Source organism: Sorangium sp. So ce1014 (assembly GCF_051521505.1).
GTDB lineage: Bacteria > Myxococcota_A > Polyangia > Polyangiales > Polyangiaceae > Sorangium.
Genome location: NZ_CP150356.1, coordinates 3,632,103 through 3,654,618 on the forward strand (window position 1 = coordinate 3,632,103; position 22,516 = coordinate 3,654,618).

Sequence of the window (22,516 nt, forward strand, 5' to 3'; positions counted from 1 at the left end):
TCTGCTGGCCGCGACCTCTGTTTCTGCGTGGCCGCGACCTCTGTTGAGCAACTCCTTTCCCAGTTGGGGAAGCCCCTCTGGAATCGACCTTCCCTTCCAGCGAGCTCCGGTACACGCGATGGGGCCCTCGAAGCGGGTGAGCGCCACTCGGCACGAAGCTCGCAATGAGCCACGGGCGATGGACACGTCAATCATCCCCGAGCTGCTCTCTTTCCGTGCGCCGTGGCTCGAAGAGAAGCTGGTCAAGGACCGGATGGCCTCTTCTCGCGAGGAGGCGGCGCGGCTCTTCGACGAGGTGAAGAAATACATCTTCGTCTGCCGGGCGGACCGGAGCCGGCAAATCCCCATGTTCTCCCGGAGGATCGACGAGGTCTGGCACCAGTTCGTCCTCTTCACCGAGGAGTACGCGGCGTTCGGCCATCGCTTCTTCGGCGAGTTCGTTCACCACACCGCCAACACCGCCCCTCGCGGCGAGCTCGGCGCGCGCTCCGAGATGACCTTCGACCAGTACCGCGCCGAGGTCGAGGCGCTCTTCGGGCCCATCTCGGAGGCGTGGCGAGACGAGCTCGCCGTGACGCCGGACACGCGCCTCATCCGCGTCAAGTTCGGCCGCCCCATCTTCGTGCAGGTCGAGCAGGGGATGGCGGAGCTCGTGTGGTCGCTCGAGCCGCCGCGCGTCCTCCTGCGCATCGACGCGTGGGCCAGGGAAGCGCTGCAGTTCATCGTCGACTGCGATCACTTCTATGTCCGCGAGCTCCCCGGCCTCGAGGACGGCGACCGCGTTGCGCTTTGCCGTCCGCTCGTGAAGGGCGACATCCTCCGGATCGCGCCATGAGGCTCGCCGAGCTCACCGCCCTGTTCGGGCAGCTCGACTTCCCGCGCGCCGAGGACCGCATGCGGCCGCCGCGCGATGACGTCCGCGCGGTCGAGGCCGCGGTCCGGGCCGGGCTCTCGGACGACGAGCTCCCGCTGGAGCTCCTCGCGCTCGAGATCGAGCGGCGGGACGGCGCGCCGGGCCTCGCGCCGTTCCACGTGGTCCCCGAGCTCGGCGTCCGCATGGCGTTCGCGTACTGGCGTCCGGGGCGCGCGGCCGGCGCGCACGAGCACTCGGACTGGACGGTCACGGCGGTGTTCCACAACACGCTCGACGTCGCGACCTTCGACTGGGACGCGACGGTCCGCGCGAGGCGGCTCGTGCCGAAGCACCTGTTCTCCGCCGAGGCGGGCCGGGTCGGCCACATCTACGGGCCCTGCATCCACGATCCGCGGAACCCGACCGGGAGCTGGTCGATCTCGCTGCACCTGTTCGGCCCTCACGACGGTCCGGTGCTCGAGGAGCAGGTGGGCCCCATCGACGGGCTGACCCCCGCGGCGCCGCGGGCCGCCGGGGAAGATGCGCTGTCGGCGGCGCTCCTCGCGCATGAGCGCGAGTGCGTGCGGCGGGCGCAGATCGACGCCCTCGCGCAGCGGGGCCCGCGGGCCGCCGCGCTCCTCGCGCGCCTCCACGCCCGCGGCGACGCCGGCACCCGAAAGCGCGCCGCCCGCGCGCTCGGCCGGCCCGAGGAGCTCGACCCGCGCGCGGTCCTCGTGCGCCGCTGGCCGGGCGTGGATCTCGACGTGATCCGGAGCGCGGGTCGCGCCGAGCTCCGCGCGCGCTGCGGCGAGCGAGCGCAGCTCCTCTTGCGCATCGAGGCGTGGGCCGAGCCCGCGCTCCGCGCGCTCGCGGCGGCGGGCGAGATGAGGCCCCGCGACATCCCAGGTCTCGTCGAGGCGGAGCAGCTCGCGCTGGCCCGCGCGCTCGTCGACTGGGGGACCTTTCAGCCCTTCGCAGCCCAGGAGAACTGACCATGCAACCCATGCAACCCATGCAAACGGATCTGGTGACGTCGAGCGCGCGCAGGCGGCCTGATCTCTTCGCCTACCGCGCGCCCTTCGTGATCTCCAAGCTGCTCATGAACAAGACTGTGGCCACCGAGCGCGAGGCGGAGGCGCTGTTCCGGGAGCTCGCGCGCTATCTCTGGCTCGTCGAGTCCGACCGTACCCGCGCAACCCCGATGTTCTCGCTGCGCGTCGACGAGGCCTGGCACCAGTTCGTCCTCTTCACGATCGAGTACGCCGATTTCTGCCAGCGCTTCTTCGGGCGCTTCCTGCACCACGCGCCGGCCAACGCGCCCGTCACGCACGCGGCCCCCGAGGCGACGTGGGACGAGTTCGCGGCCGCGTACAGCGCTCTTTACGGTGAGCCGCCGCCCGAGGTGTGGAACGACGCGGCGTCCGTCTGCGGCCCGCGGCGCGTGATCCGCGATCGCGAGGTGTCGGTCCGGCTGAACGACGGCAAGGCGGAGCTCGTCGACGGCGAGGCGGTGCTCGTCCGCGTAGATGCCTGGGGCGAGCCTGCGCTGCGCTTCATCGCCCGGCACGGCATCTTCTACGTGCGCGAGCTCCCCGGGCTCGACCTGGACGACCGGATCGCCGTCTGCCGGGCGCTCGTGGCGTCGCGGACCCTCCGCGTCGCTCCGTAGCCCGCGCCGTCGCGCCGCGAGGAGCGCTCGGATCCGAAGCCGGCCCAGGAAGAAGGCGGTTCGCGCGAGGAATCTTCCTCCACCTTGCCCCGAGCATTCCGCCCTCGAGGGCTCGATCACCAGCAGCTATAGTCGTACACCGAACGTAGCTTTTCCCCGACGCGCTCGACCAGTAGATCGCCGTCGAAGACGTAGGTGAAGGCCGGCAGGGATGGGCTCGGGGTGCCGTCGAGCGGGCTCACGCCCTGCTCCCGACGGAGGAGCCGACAACCCTCATAGACGAACGCTGTCGTTATGGTCGGGAGCTCATCCGTGAAGTGGTCGAACGTCGCGCGCGCGGGGCGCCCTTGGCCGTCATAATCGTATCTGATGAAGTAGTCGTCGTGGCCAATGGTGATCGCTGGCGCGTCGTCGTCGTAGGCGACGCCGAGAACACGGGTGTCGGCCGGGCCGCTCCGGATCATGCGGACCATACGCCCGCCTTCGTACTCGAAGCTGTGCGTGTGGGTATCGCTGCCTTGCGTCTCGACCGCTCCGACGACACGCTCGCCATCGTACTCGTAGACGAACGACGTCTCCGCTCCCGTGTCACTCGACGTCTCCGTCTGGGCGCACGGTCCGGGGAGCGACCCATACATCCATGGCCCGAGCTCCGGCACGGGACCGCGGCCAGCGAGCGTGGGACAGCCCGTCACGTCGCCGCCGCCCGCGCCGCCCGCACCTCCCTCCTCTGACGCGCCCGCGCCGCCCGAGCCTGTCGAGGTCGCCGAGCCTCCAGAGCCCGCATCCCCACTTCCGGACATCGACGGTCGCTCAACGGACTCGTCGCCACCGCAAGCCACGAGCGAGAGCAGCCACACCACGGCCAGGTATTCGCATGTTCTGAAGGCAACCCGATGCATCCCTCACCTCACTCGCTGAAGCCCTTGACCCGCGGGCTGCCCATCGCTGGCGACGCGGTGCTAGCGCGTGCCGACGCCCAGGTTGGCGATCATCGCGAGGCGCTGAGGTCCCTCGCCGAACCGCGCCTTGAGCCGGGCGAGGACCGCCTTGCCGAGCTCGTCCCAGCGCGCCTCGCCGAGCTTGTCCCGCAGGAGCACAAGCGGCGCGTTGCTCCGGCGCATCGAGCGCCAGAGCTCCTCGGTCGAGGTCGCTTCCACCGCGTGCTCGACCTCGCGCACCGAGACGTCGCGAAACCCCGCGGCCTCCATCTCGGCGCGGAACTCGCCCGGGTCTCCGAGCGGCGCCTTGCCCTCGCCGAAGGGCAGCCCGGGCAGCTCGGCGCGGAGCGCCGAGAAGAGCTCGTCCAGGATCGGCGTCCTGTCCATCGGCGCCCAGCTCCCGACGACGGCCCGGCCGCCGGGGCAGAGCACCCGGACGAGCTCGCGCAAGCCGCGATCGCGATCGGGGAAGAACATCAGCCCGAACATCGAGAAGGCGGCGTCGAAGGAGCCCGCCTCGAACGGCAGCGCCATGCCGTCGCCGACGCGGGCGTCCACCGCGAGCCCCGCGCGCGCGGCGCGCTCGCGCAGCCGCTCGACCATCGCCGGGGCGAAGTCGATGGCGGTCACCTGCGCCTCCCCGGCGGCGAGGAGGGACAGGGTGCCTGGCCCGGCCGCCACGTCGAGCACGCGGGCGCCCGGACCGACACCGGCCAGACGGAGGGCGTCGGCGGCGTACTTCTCGAAATGCGGGACGAGATCGACCGCGTAATCGTCTGCGACCAGGTCCCAGGCGACGGGGGTGGCGAGGGGGCTCGGGGGCTGGCTCATGGGCCACGGTGCTACCACGTGCGCGCCGGCAAGATCCAGCCGGCACCGCCCGGCGGCAGTCGCAGGATATCGAGGAGAAGCGGAGAAGAGGAGAAGAGACCTACAGCAAAGATGCTGTATGGAACAGGGCGCTCACCGACATCGTGACGCTCGCTGGAGCGGCCGCGCCCGCGCGGTGGTCACTGCGCGACCGCGCTCTCGCGGCGTTTCGCCACGCGCGCCTGCGCCAGCGCCCTTGACCCACCTCTCGCGCCGGTGTTCCCCACCGCCGCCTCCGGCGAGCTCGGATCAGCATCCGAGTCGGCGTCCTGCGCCTCATCCGTCTTGTCCTCCGCCTTGTCGGCGCCGGTCTCGGTCGCGTCGTGAGGCGGCAGCACGGCCTTCGCGGTCGACACGAGCAGCACGCTGGTCAGCGCGACGACGCTCGCCGACCCGGCGACGAACACCGCGATATGCATCATGGTGCGCTGGAGGAGGCTGCCTTCATTCAACTTCCGGAGGATCTTCAACATCGTGCTACCTGCCTCTTTCGCGAGCGCCCGCTCGCCGCCAGCGTCTCTGCGACATCTCCTGTGAATGCGAGCGTCGTGCCATCGACCACCCGCTGGAAGTACCGCATGGATCGCAACGCCTCTGGTACCGCTCTGCCAAAGTGGACACGTCGGCGACCTGTACAATGGCGCATCCTGCCAAAATGACAATCCGTTCTTCGGGAGCGCCGCCACCGCGGCGTGTCCGGCGATCGTGGCGCACGGAACACGGTGTACGCCCGACGGAGCTGCCAGGCCTTCCGTGCTCTCGGCGCGCCTCCTGTCCAGTCGACCTGATCCTCATCGAGGAGGCGTCCGCCGCTTCGTCGGGAGATGCCTCTCAGCGCGACTTCGGGGGCGCGTCAGGCGCCGCGGGGGCGGCAGGGGAGGCGCCGGCGAACGCGCGCAGCGCCTCCGGGTGCTCCGCGATGAGGCGGAGCGCGCGGCCGAGGAGCGAGATCCCCGGCTCGGTCTTGTGCCAGGTCGACGCGCCGCTCGGGTGCGGCAGGCAGATGACGTCGGCCTCGACGCCGTGAAAGCGCGCCCGGCGCGCCTCGCCGATCACGCCCGCGAGCGGCCCTCGGTGGCCGAGCACCTGCTCCACCGCCAGGCCGCCCACCGGCAGGATCAGCCTCGGCTCCAGGATCCCGACCTCCCGCTCGAGGTGCGTCCGGCAGCGCAGGATCTCGTCGGGATCAGGCTTCCGGTCGCCGCCGCCCTTCGCCTTGCCGGGGAAGCAGCGAGCGACGGCCGACATGTAGACGCGCCGCCGGAGCTCCTCCTCGGGGACGCCGAGCGCCGCCTCGAACCAGCGGAACAGCGTGCGGCCCGCGGTCCACGCGAACGGGCGGCCGAAGCTGCCCTCGCGCGGGCCGGGCGCCTGGCCGATGAGCAGGATCCGGCTCGGGACGGCCGGACCATGGACGACCGGGCCGACCATCTTCGGGCAGGCGCGGCACGCCTCGAGCTCGCGGTGCAGCGCGGCGAGCCTCTCCTCCGAGCTGAGGACGGGAAGGCGGATCGCGGGGCCCCTCATCGCGTCGACATCGAGCGCCCTCCGGCGCCGGGGGCCTGCGCCGCCTGTGCGCGCAGGCGCCCCCCGAGGAGGCGCGCCGCGAGCACACCGCCGAGGAAGCCGAAGAGATGGCCCTCCCAGGAGATGCCCACCTGCGTCGGGAGCACGCCCCAGAGCATCCCGCCGTAGACGAACCCGACCCCCAGCGAAAGCGCGATCGAGAGGACGCTCCGCTCGAACCAGCCGCGGAGGAGCAGGAAGCCGAAATAGCCGAAGATGACGCCGCTCGCGCCGATATGCACCGAGCTGCTCGACCCGATGAGCCAGACGCCGAGGCCGCCCACGAGCGTCGAGAGCAGCGTCACGAGGACGAGGTCGCTCGTCCTGCGGAGCAGGATGAGCCAGCCGAGCGCGACGAACGGGACCGTGTTCGCCATGAGGTGGGCGAAGCCGCCGTGCAGCCATGGCGCGAGCGCGATCCCGAGGAGGCCCGGGATCGTGCGAGGGCGGATTCCCAGGGCATCGAGCGATCCGCGGAACATCAGGAAATCGAAGATCTCGATGGCCCAGAGGAGCGCGACGAGGCCTCCGAGCAGCGCCGCATGCAGCTTGAGCTCACGGGTGATCGTCCTGGTTTCGCTGGTGCTCATGCTTGTCCTCGCCGGGCCGCTGGAGACGGGCCCACGCCTCGATCGTAGCTCCTGAAACAGCGACGCGCGCGTGCTCTTCCTGCGAGGCGCGTCCTCGGCGCCGATAGCTGCCCCGTCCGGCGAACGGCGGGGTAGAGATCGGGCTCATGCTGCTCACCCGCGCCGAAGCCACCGGATTCCGCGAGACCTCCCTGCACGCCGACGTGATGCGGTTCGTCCGCTCGCTGGAAGCCCGCAACGATCCGCGCCTCTCCGTGACGACCTTCGGGACGAGCCCCGGCGGACGGGAGCTGCCGCTGCTCGTGCTGTCGAAGGACGGCGTGCGTTCCCCGGCCGAGGCCCGCCGCACCGGACGCCCCGTGGTGCTGATGCTCGACGGGATCCATCCCGGCGAGGTGGAGGGCAAGGAGGCCAGCCTCGCGCTCGTCCGCGACCTGCTCGACGGCCGGCACCCCGACTGGCTCGACACGCTCGTGCTCCTCGTCGCGCCGCTGTTCAACCCCGACGGCAACGACGCGCTCGACCCGCGGAACCGCCGCCTCGACCTGAAGAAGCTCGCCGGCCAGCCCGGCCCGGTCGTGGGCACCCGCACGCAGAGCCAGGGCATCAACCTGAACCGCGACTACCTCCGCCAGGCCGCGCCCGAGATGCGCCTGCTCCAGGAGCGCGTGTGCATCCCGTGGGCGCCCGATCTCACGATCGACAACCACGCAACCAACGGCTCGGTGCACCGGTTCCACATGACGGTCGACGTGCCCCACACCGTCGAGTCCGGCCGCGCCGAGCCGATCGCGATGATGCGCGATCGCCTGGTCCCCGACGTGATGGCGGCGGTCCGGAAGCGCGGCTTCGAGAGCGGCTGGTACGGCAACTTCGTCGAGGACGAGCGCGTGATCGACGCGGGCGGCGACGTCGATCCGGCGGCGCCCGTCGGCCTCGGCTGGATGACGTACCCGCACCATCCGCGGTTCGGCTCCAACTACCGCGGGCTCACGGGCCGGCTCGACCTGCTGCTCGAGTGTTACAGCTATCTCCCGTTCGAGGAGCGCGTCCAGACCGCCTCGGCGTGGCAGATCGAGGCCCTCTCCTGGGCCGCCGCGCACGACGGCGCCATCCGCGAGGTCGTGGCCGCGAGCGCGCGGCCGCCGGAGCGCGTCGCGGTCCGGTACCGCCTCGAGCCGACCGGGACCTCGATCGACATCCTCACGCGCAGCCCGCGGGCGTTCGACGGCGAGCCCGTCACCGTGCGGATCCCGCACCACGCGCGCTTCGTCGGGACCACCGTGGTGGACCGGCCGCGGGCCTACCTCGTGCCGCCGTCGCTCGCCGAGGCGCTGCGCCGGCACGGGCTCCGCGTCGAGCCGGCCGAGGGCGTCCACGACGTCGAGGTCGCGCGGGTGGCGTCGCTCGGCGCCGAGGGCGGCCGCGCGATCCTGGAGGCGGCCCGGGTCGGCGAGGTGGCCGTGCGGTGGCGCGAGGAGGCCCGGCGGGCCCCCGAGGGCTGGTCCCGGGTCGACACAGAGCAGCCGCTCGGCGCGATCGCCGTGTACCTGTGCGAGCCCGAGAGCGACGACGGGGCGGTCGAGAACGGCCTCGTCGAGGTGCCCGCCGTCGGGGACGAGCACCCGGCCTGGCGGGTCCGGTGAGCCTGGAGGCTTGGCATTTCTCCGGCGTTCTGCTTTTTCACGAGGTGGCGATCCGCTCCACGCCTCGCTGCTCGATGCTGCTCGCTGACCTGAAGCTGACCTGAAGGAGAGCGATGAAGGACCAGATTCCCGGCTTTCTGCTCATCGACCACATCGCCATGGCGGTGCCCGCCGGGCAGCTCGACGCGCAGGTGAAGGCCTACGAGCTGCTCGGCTTTCGCGAGGTGCACCGGGAGGAGGTCCGGGGCACGGATCAGGTCCGCGAGGTGATGCTGCGTGTCGGCGACAGCGACAACCACATCCAGCTCCTCGAGCCCCTCTCTCCGGAGTCTCCCGTCCAGAAGCTCATCGACAAGAATGGTGGACGCGGAGGCTTCGCCCACATCGCCTACCGGGTCGGCGACGTTCAGGCCGCCTTCGACGAGCTCAAGGCGAGGGGCTTCCGCCTCATCGACGCGGCGCCCCGGCCCGGCTCCCGGGGCACCACGATCTTCTTCATGCACCCGAAGTCGCGTGAAGACGCGCCGTTCGGTCACCTCATCGAGGTCGTGCAGGCCCATGGATGACAGGCTCTTCGCCGAGTTCGCGCCGGTCGCGCTGGAGACCTGGAAGCAGGCGCTCCAGCGGGATCTCAAGGGCAAGACCGCGGACGATCTCTCCTGGGCGAGCGCCGAGGGGCTCCTCGTGCCGCCGATCTTCGCGCCGGACAGCCCCCCGCTCCCCGCGGCCGAGGGCGGACCGCTCGTGGAGTCGCTCGTCGCCGAGCTCCGGAGCGGCGCGCCGGAGCTGCGCTTCACGCTCGGCTGCAGCTACTTCTTCGAGATCGCCCGCCTCCGCGCCGCGCGGCTCCTCGCCGAGCGCCTGCGGCCGGGCGCCACCGTCACCGCCGTCATCCCGTCGGCCGCCGTGCCCGGCGACGAGCAGCACAAGAACCTCCTCCGCGGCATCGTGGCGATGATGGCGGCCGTCGCCGGCGGCGCGGACGACGTCGTGATCACCCCGCCCGAGCGCCTGCTCGGCAACGCCCGGGTCATCCTCCGCGAGGAGGCCCGCTTCGAGGCCGAGGGCAGCCCCGCCGCGGGCTGCTGGTACATCGAGCAGCTCTCGCTGAGCCTCGCCCGGGCGGCGATGCGGCAGCTCGACGACGCCGTGGAGCTCCCCGCGCCGCCCGCGGCCCCGCAGGACACCGCGCCTCCCGAGCACCTCGGCTTCTCGTCCGGCATTCCGCCGTTCCTGCGCGGGCCGTATACAAGCATGTACGTGGTCCGCCCGTGGACCCTCCGCCAGTACGCCGGGTACTCCACGGCCGAGGAGTCGAACGCGTTTTACCGGCGCAACCTGGCCGCCGGGCAGACCGGGCTCTCGGTCGCCTTCGACCTCGCGACCCACCGCGGCTACGACTCGGACCACCCGCGCGTGGTCGGCGACGTGGGGAAGGCCGGCGTGGCCATCGACACCGTGGAGGACATGAAGATCCTCTTCGACCAGATACCGCTCGACAGGATGAGCGTGTCGATGACCATGAACGGCGCCGTGCTCCCCGTCATGGCGTTCTACATCGTCGCCGCCGAGGAGCAGGGCGCGCGGCCCGAGCTCCTCTCCGGAACCATCCAGAACGACATCCTCAAGGAGTTCATGGTCCGGAACACGTATATCTACCCGCCGGCGCCGTCGATGCGGATCGTCGCCGACATCTTCCGATATACGGCCGAGAAGACACCCAGGTTCAACTCGATCAGCATCAGCGGCTATCACATGCAGGAGGCGGGCGCGACCGCCGAGCTGGAGCTCGCCTACACGCTCGCCGACGGCCTCGAGTACCTGCGCACCGGCATCGCGTCGGGCATGGATATCGATGATTTTGCCGGTCGATTCTCGTTCTTCTTCGGGATCGGCATGGACCATTTCACCGAGATCGCCAAGCTGCGGGCGGCGCGGCTCCTGTGGGCGAAGATCGTGAAGGGGTTCCACCCGAAGAACCCCAGAACGATGGCTCTCCGGACTCACTGCCAGACGTCGGGGTGGAGCCTCACCGAGCAGGACCCGTTCAACAACATCACCCGCACGGCCATCGAGGCGCTCGCGGCCGTGCTCGGCGGCGCCCAGTCGCTCCACACGAACGCCCTGGACGAGGCGCTGGCGCTCCCCTCGGACTTCTCGGCCAAGGTCGCGCGCGACACGCAGCTCTTCTTGCAGAGGGAGACCGATGTCTGCCGCGTCATCGACCCGTGGGGCGGCTCCCACCTCGTCGAGCGCCTCACGGAGCGGCTTTCGCGGAGCGCGTGGCGGTTCATCCAGGAGGTGGAGTCGCTGGGCGGCATGGTCAAGGCCATCGAGAACGGCCTGCCCAAGCTGCGCATCGAGGAGGCGGCGGCCCGCAAGCAGGCCCGCATCGACGCGGGCCGCGACATCATCGTCGGCGTCAACGCGTACAGGCTGGAGAGGGAGGCGCCGATCGAGCTCCGCGAGGTGGACAACACCGCGGTGCGCGAGACGCAGGTCGCGCGGCTGGGCGCGGTGAAGGCCGCCCGCGCGGAGGCCGCGGTGGGCGAGTCGCTCGCCGCGCTCACCCGCTCCGCCGCGACGGGCGAGGGGAACCTGCTCGCGCTGGCCGTCGACGCCGCGCGACGCCGCGCGACGCTCGGCGAGATCTCGGGCGCGCTGGAGCGCGTCTTCGGCCGCTACGAGGCGCCGGTGCGCACCGTCAGCGGCGTTTACGGCGCGGAGATCCGCGAGGCGGGCGCCGGTCGCGAGGTGGAGGCGCTCGTCCGCGAGTTCGCCGCCCTCGAGGGCCGCCGCCCGCGCATCCTCGTCGCCAAGATGGGTCAGGACGGGCACGACCGGGGCATGAAGGTGATCGCCACCGCCTTCGCGGATCTCGGGTTCGACGTCGATATCGGCCCCCTCTTCCAGACCCCGGAGGAGGTGGCCCGGCACGCCGTCGAGAACGACGTCCACGTGGTCGGCATCTCCTCCCTCGCGGGCGGCCACAAGACCCTGGTCCCCCAGCTGATCGACGCGCTCGGGGCGGCCGGCCGCGGGGACATCCTTGTCGTGGCGGGCGGGGTGATCCCGCCGCAGGACTACCGTTATCTCGAGGAGCGCGGCGTCGCCGGCATCTTCGGGCCGGGGACGGTCATCCCCGACGCCGCGGCGCGGATCGTCCGCACGCTCATGGACAGGCTCTCTTCGGAGGCGCGCTAGGTTGAAGCCGGCGCCGAGACAGCTCGCCGACGGCCTCCTCGCGGGCGACCGCGCGGCGCTCGCGCGCGCCATCACGCTGGCCGAGAGCGCGCTCCCCCGCCACCAGGAGCTCGCCGAGGAGGTCCTGGAGCTCTGCTTGCCGCACAGCGGCGGCGCCGTGCGCCTCGGCATCAGCGGCGTGCCCGGCGCCGGCAAGAGCACGTTCGTCGACGCCCTCGGCGTGCACCTCGTGCGCGAGCGGGCGGAGACGGTCGCCGTGCTCGCGGTCGACCCCACGAGCCCTGTTCACGGCGGGAGCATCCTCGGCGACAAGACCCGGATGCCGCGCCTGGCCAGCGATCCGCGGGCCTTCATCCGCCCGTCGCCGTCGGGCGGCTCGCTCGGCGGCGTGGCGCGGGCCACGCGCCAGGCCATCCTGCTCTGCGAGGCGGCCGGCTACCGCAACATCCTTGTCGAGACCGTCGGTGTGGGTCAGTCCGAGGTCGCCGTCGCCGACATGACGGATTGTTTTCTGCTCCTCCTGCTCCCCGGGGCCGGCGACGAGCTGCAAGGCATGAAGCGGGGCATCATGGAGCTCGTCGACCTCGTGATCATCAACAAGGCCGACGGCGGGAACGAAGGCCGGGCCGCGCGAGCCCGGAGCGAGTACGAGGGCGCGCTGCACCTGTTCCCGCCGCCGCCCCACGGCTTCCCGCCCGTGGTCTCCGTCTGCTCGGCCCAGGAGAACCGCGGCGTCCGCGAGGCGTGGGAGCTCGTGCTGCGCCACCGCGCGCACATGCAGGCGAGCGGCTGGCTCTCGCGCCGCCGGGCCGCGCAGGCGCGCCGCTGGCTCGTCGAGCTCATCGAGGGGCACCTGCGCGAGACGTTCCTGCGCAGCGCCGCCGTGCGCGCGCGGCTGCCCGGGCTGGAGGGCCTCGTCGAGGCCGGCGCGCTCAGCCCGCTGCGCGCCGCGCGACAGCTGCTGGAGGCCTGGGAGCCGGCCGGAGAGGACTGACGATGCGCGACGTCTGCTGGCGCTGCCGGCGCCCCCGTTCAGTCTGTTACTGCGCGCTCCTGCCCTCCTTGTCGACGAGGACGCGGGTCGTGCTCCTCCAGCACCCGCGCGAGCGGCGGGTGGGCATCGGCACGGCGCGCATGACGCACCTGTCGCTGCCCAACTCCGAGCTGCACGAAGGGGTGGTCTTCGAGGACGACCCCCGGATCGCCGCCCTCGCCGCCGATCCGACGACGGCCGTGCTCTATCCCGGGGGCGACGCGCATCCGGCGGACGGGGCGCCGGTGCGTTCGCTCATCGTGGTCGACGGCACGTGGTGGCAGGCGAAGAAGATGCTCGCGCTGAACCCCCGCCTGGCCGCGGTGCGCCGCATCGGCGTGACGCCCCGGGCCCCGGGCAACTACCGCATTCGCAAGGAGCCGCGGCCCGAGTGCCTCGCCACGGTCGAGGCGGTGGCCAGCGCGCTCGGCGCGCTCGAGGGCGAGCCCGCGCGCTTCGACGCGATGCTGCGGGCCTTCGAGTTCATGGTCGACCGGCAGATCGAGCACCAGGCGACGAGCGACGGCCCGCGGCGGCGGCGGCGCGCGCAGGCGGCCCCGCCGCTCTCGCCGCTGCGCCCCTACCTCGCCGATCCGGCGAAGGTCGTGCTCGTCGACGGCGGCGCCAACGCCGGGTGGCCGGCAGCCGCCGGCGCGGCCGAGCCCAGGACCGAGCTCGTGCACGTCGTGGCCTGCCGCGCTTCGGGCGAGCGCTTCGAGGCGTTCCTCCGCCCGCGTCGCCCGCTGGGCGAGAGCGTCGCGCACCAGCTCGAGGTGCCCGAGGCCCGCCTGCGCGACGGCGAGGACGCGGGCGCGGCCGTGGCGCGGCTCCGCGCCTTCGTCGGCCACGGCGGCGTGCTGGCCACCTGGGGCGCCTTCACGGTGGACCTGCTCGCGCAGGAGGGCCTCGGGCGCGCGCCCTTCCTCGACCTGCGCGACCTCTGCGCGCGGCACCTGCGACGGCGGACCGGCGGCATCGCCAACGGGGCGCGGGCGCTCCAGGCCGGGGAGCCGGCCCCGCGGGGCAGCGGGCGGTGCGGGCGCACGGTGGGGTGGCTCGAGGTCGTCCTCGCGCGGCTCCTCGAGCTCGCGGGGGAGGACGCGGCTTCGGGCAGGCAGGAGGGCCTTGCCGGAAGCGACTGACGGTATCCGTGGCCAGACGAGGAGCGCGGGCGCAAGCGCGGCGCCTCTCCGCCGCGGCGGTCGCAGAGGTCGAAGCGCACACCGCGCAAGCACGGTACCGCCGCCATGGTCAAGCGGAGGCTGTTCGCCGGCCAAGTGGTTGACGAACAGCTACGGCATACTGAACAGAAGTGGTACCCTATCGTAGAGGCTGAGGCCCTCTACGCGCCCCGCCTCACAGCCGGCTTACCTACGCTTCTCTACACGCGTAAGGACACGGCGCGCGTCCTCCGTTTCGAGAAAGTCGAAGGCGATACGATCGCCGACCTCGATGCCGTCTAGCTGCGACGGGCTCTGGGGCTCAAACGACATTGTCATCGCGCTCATCGGCTCGCTCGAAGCGCACCTTGAAACCCTTCACCACCACGCGATTCAGCTCTTCGCTCCGACCGGAGAGGAATGACCAGGCTCCACGGCCGTTGCTGTAGCGCTCCGCATACGAGCGTAGCACTTCGGGTGTATCGTTCTCCGGGTCCAGCGTGATCGAGATCAAGTGGATGGGGAGCGCCTGTCGGCGCGCCTCGCTGCGCTTGGCGAGTCTCTCCTGGAACGCCGCCATCTGCGCCGAGAGTCTCGGGCACGACACGGGACAGCTCGCATAGAAGAAGTCGACGATCAGCGTCTGCCCGCGCAGCGACTCCCGCGTGACGGGGCGACCGTCCTGATCCGTCATCGAGAACGCCGGCATCTCACCGAGCACGGGCGGCGAGGCGGGCGCCTCGCGCACGCTCGACAGCGCACCGAAGAGGGCGAGCCCCGCGAGCGCAGAGACAGAGAGCCAGAGCTGCGCCGGCCGGAGGCGCCAGCGCCGGCGGACCGGCGCTCCGGCGCCTGCCAGCGATGACGCCGGAGACGTGGAGGAGGAGAGAACCTCGTGCGGCATGCGCGCGACATTACGCGGAGCCGAGTAGGTCGGGCAATGCGTCACGGTGTCGCATCGCTTCGAACGATGCAGCCGTATTCCGGCCTTCGGCGCGCACGTGGCCGCGCGGCGACTAGCGCGACATCGTGTCGCAGGGCCTTGGCGGACGGTGGCGCTAGCCTGTTTCGCAATGAGCCAGCGAGAGCACCGTCGGCCTCCTGGGTCTGGAAGCACTCGGGACACCAAGCCAGACACCGAGGTCCAGCTCGGGCTGTCGTGGCTGCTCAAGCTGCGTTGATGGTGGCCCGGCGACGGCTTTGACCGCTCGGACCGTCACCTCCCAGCGCTGCGACAACCTGTCGCAATCGTCGGCAACGAGAATCTGATAGGGTCCCAGGACTTCACCCATTCAAAGGATCCAGTATGGCGAGCTTCGAGCGACGTTGCATGGTCGTTTTATTGTTTGGTGCGGTGCTTTCAGGCTGCGGCGGCGGCGAGGACGACCCCGCGATCGAGGAGGTGAGCGAAACGCTGTTCACGATCCAGTTCGATGCCACAGTTAACGGTCAATCGTTTTCTTGCGGTACTGAGTTCGGCGAGATCGGGACCATGAAGACGTCGATCAATCCTATCGATTTTCGCTTCTGGGTGCACGACGTCACGCTCGTCCGTGCGGACGGTGAGGAGATCCCGCTCCGACTGAAGCAGGACTTTGCCACGAACACGCTCAAGGACGACGGCTACTGGCAAGAGGACAACGTGGCCCTCTTGGATTTTGAAGACGCGACGGGGACCTGTGAAGGAACAGAAGAGACCCGCGAGGTCGTGAGCGGGTACGCGCCGGAGCACGACGATTACACCTCGCTTCGTTTCATCGTCGGCGTCCCGAAAGCGCTGAACCACATCAACGCGCCGGCCGCGGACTACCCGATGGGCGCGCCGGGCATGGCGTGGCAATGGAAGTCGGGCTACCGCTTCGTGCGGCTCGATGTAGCGACCCGAACGCACGAAAAATACTACTTTCACCTGGGTAGCACGGGGTGCGACGGCAATCCAGCCGAGCCGGGGAGCATCTCGTGCGCGGTGGAGAACACGGCTCCGATCTCGCTGGACGACTTCGATCCGCGCAGCTCGGTCGTCGTCGCTGACATCGGCAAGGTTTACGAAAATCTCGCTGTGGACGCGCCCGACGAGACGACGATTGCTTGTATGAGCGGTGGCACGACGAACCCGCTGTGCCCCGCGATGTTCGAGGCGTTTGGGCTCTCGTATGGCGAAGCCCAAAGGGCGTCAGGCCAGACGTTCTTCGGAGTCAGGTGATCGAGATGCATTCGTTCTTCAGCGCCACGTGCGTGGCGGCGCTTTGCAGCGTGGTCGTCGTCGCCTGTGGAGGAGAAGCGGACCCCGGCTCCGACCAGGAGCCGGAGGCGCCTGCGGTCGATCTGTCGCGCGACTTCATCCCGGGCGACCCCAACTTCGTGCGTGACCCGGCGCTCGATGTGAGCAATGTCAGTGCGCGCGGAGGTCAGCGCAGCCACAACGCCGGGAAGAACTGCCTCCGCTGTCATCAGGAGAAGGGCCCCGGGCTCGGGAGGTTCGTGCTCGCAGGGACGCTATTTCATCCCGACGGCTCCCCGCTGCCGAACGCGACGTTGAGGTTGTACGCGACGGCCGAGACGATGGAAGGGGCACCGCCGGTTCTGTCGGACGAGGTGGCGACGCTGGAGGTCGACGGATACGGCAATTTCTTCACCACCGAACCGCTTCCTGGCTGGCCCGAGGCCCCTCTGTATCCTCGGTTCTTCGGGCCGGAGGGAGAGGAGCTGCTGGCCCCCGATGGACGACCCGCGCAGATGGGTGGCGGCGTCACCACCGGCGGCTGCAATTACTGCCACGGAGAAGCGCTTCGCATCCGCGCCGTGGAGCCGATGTGACCACACCCCTCCGCCTCGTCGCGGTCGGCGTCAGTCTCGCTGCCGCCGCATGCGCTGGCAGCGAGACGCCACGGGAGGAGCGCCTAGATCCGGCGCGTCCGGCGGGCTTCCCCGAGATGGCTATCCCGGAAGAGAACCTTCTCACAGAGGCGCGATTCGAGCTGGGGAGGCACATATTCTACGACGAGCGACTCTCGGCCAACGAGTCGCAGTCGTGTGCGTCGTGCCACAAGCAGGAGCTCGCGTTCACGGACGGAGAGGCAAGGCCGGTGGGGTCGACCGGTGAAGAGCTGCCGCGCAACGCGCAACCCCTCGCGAACGTCGGCTACCTGCCAGTCTTTACGTGGGCGAACCCGATCCTCCGATCCCTGGAAGAACAGGCGCGTGTGCCGATCTTCGGCGACTTTCCAATCGAGCTCGGTGCGACCGGCAACGAGGAGGTGATCCTCGCCCGCTTCCGAGGCGATCTGCGCTACCAGGGGCTGTTTCGCGAGGCATACCCCGAGGACGACGACCCGATCACCTTTCTACGCATCGTCGAGGCGCTCGCGAGTTTCGAGCGTATGCTCGTCTCTGGCGATTCACCGTTCGATCGGTACGTCCAGGGGCTCGACGACGACGCGCTCTCTCCCTCCGCCAAGCGTGGGGTGGAGTTGTTCAATAGCGAGCGTTGTGAGTGCTACCACTGCCACGAAGGCTTCAACTTCACGACCGCCGTGCGCACAGCGAACGGCGAGTCGTCTCGAACCAGCTTCGTGAACACCGGTCTCTACAACATCGACGGTGACGGGGCATACCCCGACCCGAACACCGGGTTGTTCGACCTGACCGACGAGCCGACCGATATGGGCAAGTTCCGTGTGCCGACGCTCCGTAACGTCGAAGTGACAGCGCCCTACATGCATGACGGGAGCATCACCACCCTCGAGGACGTCATCGATCATTACGCGGCGGGGGGGCGAACCATCGAGGGCGAGCGTGCCGGCGAGGGTTCGAGCAATCCTTACAAGGACGCCCTCGTTCGCGGATTCGATATCACCGCCGAGGAGAAGGCGGATCTGATCGCGTTCCTGAAGAGCCTGACGGACACGACGTTCTTGCACGATCCGCGGTTCGCTTCGCCTTTCGGGCGAGGCACCGATGCGCGCCGGTCCGGGGACGGGAGATGAATCGACCTGAGCTCATCGACAAGAGCGCGGCGGCGGCGCTCGGAGAGTGCCGCGGGGTTGGCCGCGAGCTCGTAGCGATCCTCTGACAGGAGCGCCGCGGCATGCGAGCGGCCGTCCACGGGCGGAGGACGATGCCGCCTCGTGTGCGGAGCTCGTCGTCGATATCCGGCTCGCGGGCGGTCCGGCGCAGCCCAGCGCGGCTAGCGGGCTGTCGCTCGCGGACTTGCCAAGCGCCCCGAACGTCGTTGCGGCGCGGGGCGCCGCATGAGATGCTCCGGCCGTGGCATTCTCCCGGCTGCGCTGAGCTCGGCATCCTCGTCCTCCCTGGTGTCCCGGCGCGGCCGGGGTCACGTGGCGAGCGCGCGGGTGCCTGTCCGTGCCCTGTCTTCCTCCCGCAACGTGGAAGACCGGGGCGCGGAGCCTCACGCCCGGCAGCCTGGAAGGAATACGCCACGCACGCCTGATCGGTCGTGAGCTCGCGCCGCGAGTCTTCCCCATGTACGCGCGCCGTCGCCTGGTTCAACGGCGCGCGAAGAGGCTCGCGATCATGACCGAACGTACCAAGACCCCGTCTCCGGCTTCTTCTTCCTTCGCGCCGATCGACTCCGTCGACGCGCTCCTCGACGCGGCGCGCCGCGAGGGGCTCCGGCTCGTCACGTCGCACGCCGAATTCGACCAGACCGGGCTCGATTTCCTCGTCGTGCACGCCCACGACGAGGAGGGCGTGCCGTGGGTCGTGCGCACGCCGCGCCGGCGCGCGGTCGTCGAGTCGGCCCGCGTCGAAGCGCGCGTCTTGGCCCTGGTGCGCGAGCACCTGCCGGTGGCCGTGCCCGACTGGCGCGTGCACACCGACCAGGTGATCGCCTATCCGCGGCTCGGCGACGTTCCCGCCGTGTCCGTCGATCCCGAGGCCGGCGTGCGCTGGAACCGCGTCGATCCGGCGGCGCCCTCGGCGGCGTTCATCGCGTCGATGGCAGAGGCCCTGGCGGCGCTGCAGCGCGTCGGCGCCGCGGCGATCGAGGCGGCGGGCGTCCCCATGAAGTCCATCGATGACGCGCGCCAGCTCCACGCCCTGGCCATGGACGAGACGCGCGCCGCGCTGGCGCCGCCGGACGTCCTGTGGGCGCGGTGGCAGCGCTGGCTCGCGAACGACGCGGTGTGGCCGCGCCACCTCGCCCTCGTGCACGGCGACCTCCACCCCGGGCACATGCTCCTCGACGAGGGCGGCCGGCTCACCGGGATCCTCGACTGGACCGAGGCCCACCTCGGCGATCCCTCGATCGACTTCGCGCTCTTCGTCGGCGCCTTCGGCAAGGCGGCGCTCGACGAATGCATCGCGCGCTTCGAGGCGGCCGGCGGCGCGACCTGGCCCGGCCTCGCGGTCCACGCCCTCGAGCGCTGGGCGGCGTTCCCCGCGCTCGCGGCGAAGTGGGGGGTCGAGTCGGGCAACGAGGGGGTGATCGCGCACGCGCGCTCGATGCTCGGCCAGCTCGCGTCCGAGAGCGGGTGAGCGGCCCATGTGAGCTGTAAACAACGAAAATCATTCAAATTTTCCTCTTATCTCTCCGCCTCCAAGTTCGCATGACAGCGCGACCCGGCCCTGGGTAGCCTCTTCCCCATGCGCGGAGGACACGACGCGGAGGCCGGCGCTGCGGATCGCGCGCTCGCGCTCGTGCTGCTGGGCGCGGTCCTCCTCGTGTCGCCGGCGCGCCTGCTCTGGGCGCGCGGCCCGCTCGCGGTGGCGGCCGTCTTCGCGGTGTGGGTCGCGCTGATCGCGCTCGCCTGGCTCGCGACGCGCGCCGACCGCGGCGACGCCGGCCGCGGCGAGCGGGAGCCGCCGCCGTGATCGACGTCGGCGTCCTCCTGTTCGCCACGGTGGCCTGGCTCGCCGTGCTCGCCGCCATCGCGCTCGCCGCGCAGCGCGAGCGCATCCCCCGCGCGCTCGCGCGGCACCCGCTCGTCCTCGCCCTCTCGCTCGGCGTCTACGCCTCGTCGTGGACCTACTACGGCGGCGTCGGCTTCGCGCAGCGCCACGGGCTCGTCTTCCTCGCCGTCTACCTGGGCCCGACGCTCGCGTGCGTGGCCACGCCGCTCCTCTGGTCGCGCGTCCTGCACATCACGCGCGAGCAGCGCCTCTCCTCGCTCGCCGACCTGCTCGCGTTCCGCTTCCAGAGCCCCGCCGCCGGGGCGCTCGTCGCCGCGTTCTCCCTCGTCGCCAGCCTCCCCTACGTCGCGCAGCAGTTCCGCGCGACCGAGCAGTCGGTCCGCGTGCTGTCCGGGCCGGGGCACGAGGAGGCCGTGGGCGCCGTCTTCTGCGTCCTGCTCGCCCTCTTCACGGCGTTCTTCGGCGCCCGCCCGTCCGCCGAGCAGGGGCGCGAGGACGGCCTCGCGGCGGCGGTCGCCTTCGAGTCGGCGGCGAAGCTCGCCGTGCTCGCGGCCGTGGGCCTCCTCGCCGTGCTCGGGGCGTTCGGCGGGCTGGGCGGCCTCGCGGACTGGCTCGGCGATCACGCCGCCGAGGTCGAGGCGCTCGGCCGCCCCGTGCGCGAGGACAGCGGCTGGACCTCGATGCTCGTCATCAGCTTCGCCGCGGCCTTCCTCCTGCCGCGCCAATGGCACCTCGCCTTCGCCGGCGTCGCCGGGGGCCGGGCGCTCGCGAAGGCGGCCTGGGCCTTCCCGCTGTTCCTGCTCGCGCTCAACCTGCCCGTGCTGCCCATCCTCTGGGCGGGGACCCGCATCGCCCCGACCGGGCCCGCCGACAGCTACGTGCTGCTCGTGCCCCAGCTGCTCGACCTGCCCTGGCTCGCGCTCGCCGCCTTCATCGGCGGCATCTCCGCGGCGAGCGCCATGGTCATGGTCACCGCCGTCGCCCTCGCGAACGACAGCGCGACGCACCTGCTCCTGCCGCTCGCCCGCAGGACGCTGCGCCGCAACGTCTACGCGCGCGTCCTGTGGATGCGCCGCGGGCTCCTGACCGCCATCCTCGTCGCCGGGTGGCTCTTTCACCGCGCGCAGCCGAGCCGCGGGCTGCTCGTCGAGAGCGGCATCGTGTCGTTCATCGCCTTCGCGCAGCTCCTGCCAGGGCTCTTCGCCGTGCTCTTCTGGGAGCGCGCGACGCGCGCGGGGTTCATCGCCGGGCTCCTCGCCGGCATCGGCATCTGGACGGCCATGTGCCTCGCGCCGCTCCTGACCGGCATGCCCGGGCTCGATCCGGCGTGGCTCGACCTCCTGCGCGAGGGCGCGGACCACGGAGGCCGCGCCGCGCGCGCGGCGCACGCGACCTCCCCGGACACCTGGTCGCTGCCGACGTTCGTGTCGCTCGCCGTCAACGGCGCCACGCTCGGGCTCGTCTCGCTCCTGCGCCCGCCGGCCAAGGCGGAGCGCGAGGCGGCGCGCCTGTGCAGGCGGCGCGAGATCGGCCCGTCGGTGGAGCGCGCGACGGTGGCCGCGAGCGTCGCCGCGCTGGAGGAGCGGCTCGCCCGGCTGCTCGGCCGCGAGGCGGCGGGCATCGAGGTCACGCGCGCCCGGATCGAGCTCGACATCCCGCGCGACGAGACGCGCCCCACCGAGCTCCACGCGCTGCAGGAGCGCCTGCACCGCAACCTGTCCCCGCTGGTCGGCCCGGTGCTCGCGAGGACGGCCGCGGAGGCGGAGGAGGCGCACGCCCCCGCGGCGGCGCCGCGTGGGACCGTGAGCGGCGCGCTCACCGAGGAGCTCCGGTGGCTCGAGCGCCGGCTCGCGCGCGGGGAGACGCGGCTCGTCGGCGCGGCGCGGGAGCTCGACCTCCTGCGGCGGTGGCTCCGCTCGGTCCTCGCGCAGCTGCCGCTCGGGGTCTGCGCCGTGGGCTCCGACGGCGCGATCAGCCTCGTCAACCGGCGCCTCGAGGCGCTCGTCGGCGTCGAGGAGCGCGACCTCGTCGGGGCGCCGCTCGACCGGCTGCCGGCCCCGTTCGCCGAGCTGTTCGCCCGCGCCGCGCGCGCGGCGTCCGCCGGCGAGTCCGGCGCGGGCGCCGAGGAGATCGAGGCGCACGTGGCCGGGCGCGCGCGCTCGCTGCGCGTGCACCGCGCCGCGCTCGACCCGCTCGACGCGCGCGCCGCCTCGGGGGGCGTGGTCCTCCTCGTCGAAGATCGCACCGAGCAGCGCGCGCTCGAGGCGCAGCTCGCCCACCGGGATCGCCTCGCCCAGATCGGCCGCCTCGCCGCGGGCGTGGCCCACGAGGTCGGCAACCCGCTCACGGGCATCGCCTGCCTCGCGCAGAACCTCCGGGCCGAGGCCGACAGCGACGAGATCCGCGCGCGGGCGGGCCTCATCCTCGGCGAGACGGCGCGCATCGAGGCCATCCTGCGATCGCTGCTCGAGCACAGCCGCACCGGCGCCGTGTCGTCGCCCGGCGAGAGCCCGCGCGCGCGGGTCGGGCGCGTGCCGCTCGCCCAGGTGGTCGCCGAGGCCGAGCGGCTGCTCCGGCTCGACCGCGCCGCGCCGCACGTCCTCGTGGAGCAGGCCTGCCCGGAGTCGCTCGTCGTCATCGGGGATCGGCGCGAGCTCGTGCAGGTCTTCGTCAACCTGCTCGCGAACGCCCGCGACGCCTCCGGGGCCGGCGCGACCATCGCCGTCCGGGGGCGGCTCGAGGCCGGCGAGATCGTCGTCGAGGTCGAGGACCACGGCAGCGGCATCCCCGAGGAGCTCCTCGCCGCGGTGCTCGAGCCGTTCGTGACGACGAAGCGCGATCCGAGCGGCACGGGCCTCGGCCTGCCGCTCTCGCGCTCGATCGTCCAGGATCACGGCGGCACCCTGACGCTGCGGAGCGCGGTGGGGCAGGGGACGACGGTCGTCGTGCGGCTCCCGCTCGCGGGCGCGACCGGGGCGCGGCGCGGGCCCGAGGCGGCGCCATGAGCCCGAGCCTGCGCGTCGAGGACGAGAGGGTCATCTGGAGCGCTGCTGGGTGTTACCGATCGTAACGGAGCGTCACCGGACGAGCCGGCCTACGTGATCGGCCGGTGA

21 protein-coding genes are annotated in these 22,516 nt (G+C 71.6%); 14 read left to right on the top strand and 7 right to left on the bottom strand.

The features are described 5' to 3' along the window. Positions 1-178: 178 nt before the first annotated feature. Genes WME75_RS13890 through WME75_RS13900 form a run of 3 tightly spaced genes read left to right on the top strand, consistent with a single transcriptional unit; the run spans position 179 to position 2,522 of the window. Positions 179-835 (top strand): hypothetical protein, encoded by a 657-nt coding sequence (locus tag WME75_RS13890; protein WP_437490525.1) that lies wholly within the window; start codon positions 179-181, stop codon positions 833-835. Then, positions 832-1,845, top strand: coding sequence for a hypothetical protein (locus WME75_RS13895; RefSeq protein WP_437490528.1), 1,014 nt, complete (start codon positions 832-834; stop codon positions 1,843-1,845). Before WME75_RS13890 ends, WME75_RS13895 begins: the two co-directional genes overlap by 4 nt. A 20-nt stretch (positions 1,846-1,865) precedes the next feature. Continuing rightward, on the top strand, positions 1,866-2,522 hold the full coding sequence (locus WME75_RS13900; RefSeq protein ID WP_437490529.1) for a glycine-rich domain-containing protein: 657 nt from the start codon (positions 1,866-1,868) through the stop codon (positions 2,520-2,522). Positions 2,523-2,638: 116 nt separating this feature from the next. Here WME75_RS13900 and WME75_RS13905 read toward each other — a convergent pair whose 3' ends face one another. The 5 genes from WME75_RS13905 to WME75_RS13925 all read right to left on the bottom strand — a co-directional run bounded on the left by WME75_RS13905 (position 2,639) and on the right by WME75_RS13925 (position 6,489). Next, entirely contained in the window at positions 2,639-3,385 is a 747-nt protein-coding gene (locus tag WME75_RS13905) for a hypothetical protein (RefSeq protein WP_437490532.1), read from the bottom strand. A 99-nt stretch (positions 3,386-3,484) separates the two neighbouring features. Then, positions 3,485-4,294: a class I SAM-dependent methyltransferase gene (locus WME75_RS13910; RefSeq protein ID WP_437490535.1), complete on the bottom strand. Its 810-nt coding sequence runs from the start codon at positions 4,292-4,294 to the stop codon at positions 3,485-3,487. Positions 4,295-4,473: 179 nt separating this feature from the next. Next, a complete protein-coding gene (locus WME75_RS13915) occupies positions 4,474-4,806 on the bottom strand; it encodes a hypothetical protein (protein WP_437490537.1) in 333 nt (110 codons plus the stop codon). 358 nt (positions 4,807-5,164) lie between these two features. Then, positions 5,165-5,860, bottom strand: coding sequence for a uracil-DNA glycosylase family protein (locus tag WME75_RS13920; protein WP_437490539.1), 696 nt, complete (start codon positions 5,858-5,860; stop codon positions 5,165-5,167). Next, the gene (locus tag WME75_RS13925) at positions 5,857-6,489 is read right to left on the bottom strand and encodes a rhomboid family intramembrane serine protease (protein WP_437490542.1); all 633 of its coding nucleotides are present in this window, start codon (positions 6,487-6,489) and stop codon (positions 5,857-5,859) included. The genes WME75_RS13920 and WME75_RS13925 overlap by 4 nt, the downstream gene beginning before the upstream one ends. Before the next feature lie 146 nt (positions 6,490-6,635). Between WME75_RS13925 and WME75_RS13930 the strand changes: the two genes are divergently transcribed. The 5 genes from WME75_RS13930 to WME75_RS13950 all read left to right on the top strand — a co-directional run bounded on the left by WME75_RS13930 (position 6,636) and on the right by WME75_RS13950 (position 13,514). Further along, on the top strand, positions 6,636-8,135 hold the full coding sequence (locus tag WME75_RS13930; RefSeq protein WP_437490545.1) for a M14 family metallopeptidase: 1,500 nt from the start codon (positions 6,636-6,638) through the stop codon (positions 8,133-8,135). A 113-nt stretch (positions 8,136-8,248) separates the two neighbouring features. Further along, positions 8,249-8,701 (top strand): VOC family protein, encoded by a 453-nt coding sequence (locus tag WME75_RS13935; protein ID WP_437490548.1) that lies wholly within the window; start codon positions 8,249-8,251, stop codon positions 8,699-8,701. Continuing rightward, a complete protein-coding gene (gene scpA / locus WME75_RS13940) occupies positions 8,694-11,339 on the top strand; it encodes a methylmalonyl-CoA mutase (protein ID WP_437490551.1) in 2,646 nt (881 codons plus the stop codon). The genes WME75_RS13935 and scpA overlap by 8 nt, the downstream gene beginning before the upstream one ends. A gap of 1 nt (position 11,340) precedes the next feature. Next, a complete protein-coding gene (meaB, locus tag WME75_RS13945; protein ID WP_437490554.1) occupies positions 11,341-12,333 on the top strand; it encodes a methylmalonyl Co-A mutase-associated GTPase MeaB in 993 nt (330 codons plus the stop codon). 2 nt (positions 12,334-12,335) lie between these two features. Beyond that, complete coding sequence (locus WME75_RS13950; RefSeq protein ID WP_437490556.1) at positions 12,336-13,514, top strand: DTW domain-containing protein; 1,179 nt, start codon at positions 12,336-12,338, stop codon at positions 13,512-13,514. A 225-nt stretch (positions 13,515-13,739) separates the two neighbouring features. Here the strand turns inward: WME75_RS13950 and WME75_RS13955 are convergent, their stop codons facing one another. Next, complete coding sequence (locus WME75_RS13955; protein WP_437490559.1) at positions 13,740-13,880, bottom strand: copper-binding protein; 141 nt, start codon at positions 13,878-13,880, stop codon at positions 13,740-13,742. Further along, entirely contained in the window at positions 13,855-14,280 is a 426-nt protein-coding gene (locus WME75_RS13960) for an SCO family protein (protein WP_437490561.1), read from the bottom strand. The genes WME75_RS13955 and WME75_RS13960 overlap by 26 nt, the downstream gene beginning before the upstream one ends. Positions 14,281-14,838: 558 nt before the next feature. Here WME75_RS13960 and WME75_RS13965 point away from each other — a divergent pair. The 6 genes from WME75_RS13965 (at position 14,839) to WME75_RS13990 (ending at position 22,408) form a co-directional block, all read left to right on the top strand. Then, on the top strand, positions 14,839-15,735 hold the full coding sequence (locus WME75_RS13965) for an MbnP family copper-binding protein (protein ID WP_437490564.1): 897 nt from the start codon (positions 14,839-14,841) through the stop codon (positions 15,733-15,735). A gap of 5 nt (positions 15,736-15,740) precedes the next feature. Further along, positions 15,741-16,349, top strand: a complete 609-nt coding sequence (locus tag WME75_RS13970) for a hypothetical protein (protein WP_437490567.1) — start codon at positions 15,741-15,743, stop codon at positions 16,347-16,349. Continuing rightward, positions 16,346-17,518, top strand: coding sequence for an MbnH family di-heme enzyme (locus tag WME75_RS13975; protein WP_437490570.1), 1,173 nt, complete (start codon positions 16,346-16,348; stop codon positions 17,516-17,518). The genes WME75_RS13970 and WME75_RS13975 overlap by 4 nt, the downstream gene beginning before the upstream one ends. 547 nt (positions 17,519-18,065) lie before the next feature. Continuing rightward, positions 18,066-19,028: a macrolide 2'-phosphotransferase gene (locus tag WME75_RS13980; protein ID WP_437490573.1), complete on the top strand. Its 963-nt coding sequence runs from the start codon at positions 18,066-18,068 to the stop codon at positions 19,026-19,028. Between the two features lie 108 nt (positions 19,029-19,136). Continuing rightward, positions 19,137-19,364, top strand: coding sequence for a hypothetical protein (locus WME75_RS13985; protein ID WP_437490576.1), 228 nt, complete (start codon positions 19,137-19,139; stop codon positions 19,362-19,364). Beyond that, a complete protein-coding gene (locus WME75_RS13990; RefSeq protein ID WP_437490579.1) occupies positions 19,361-22,408 on the top strand; it encodes an ATP-binding protein in 3,048 nt (1,015 codons plus the stop codon). Before WME75_RS13985 ends, WME75_RS13990 begins: the two co-directional genes overlap by 4 nt. Positions 22,409-22,516: the final 108 nt, after the last annotated feature.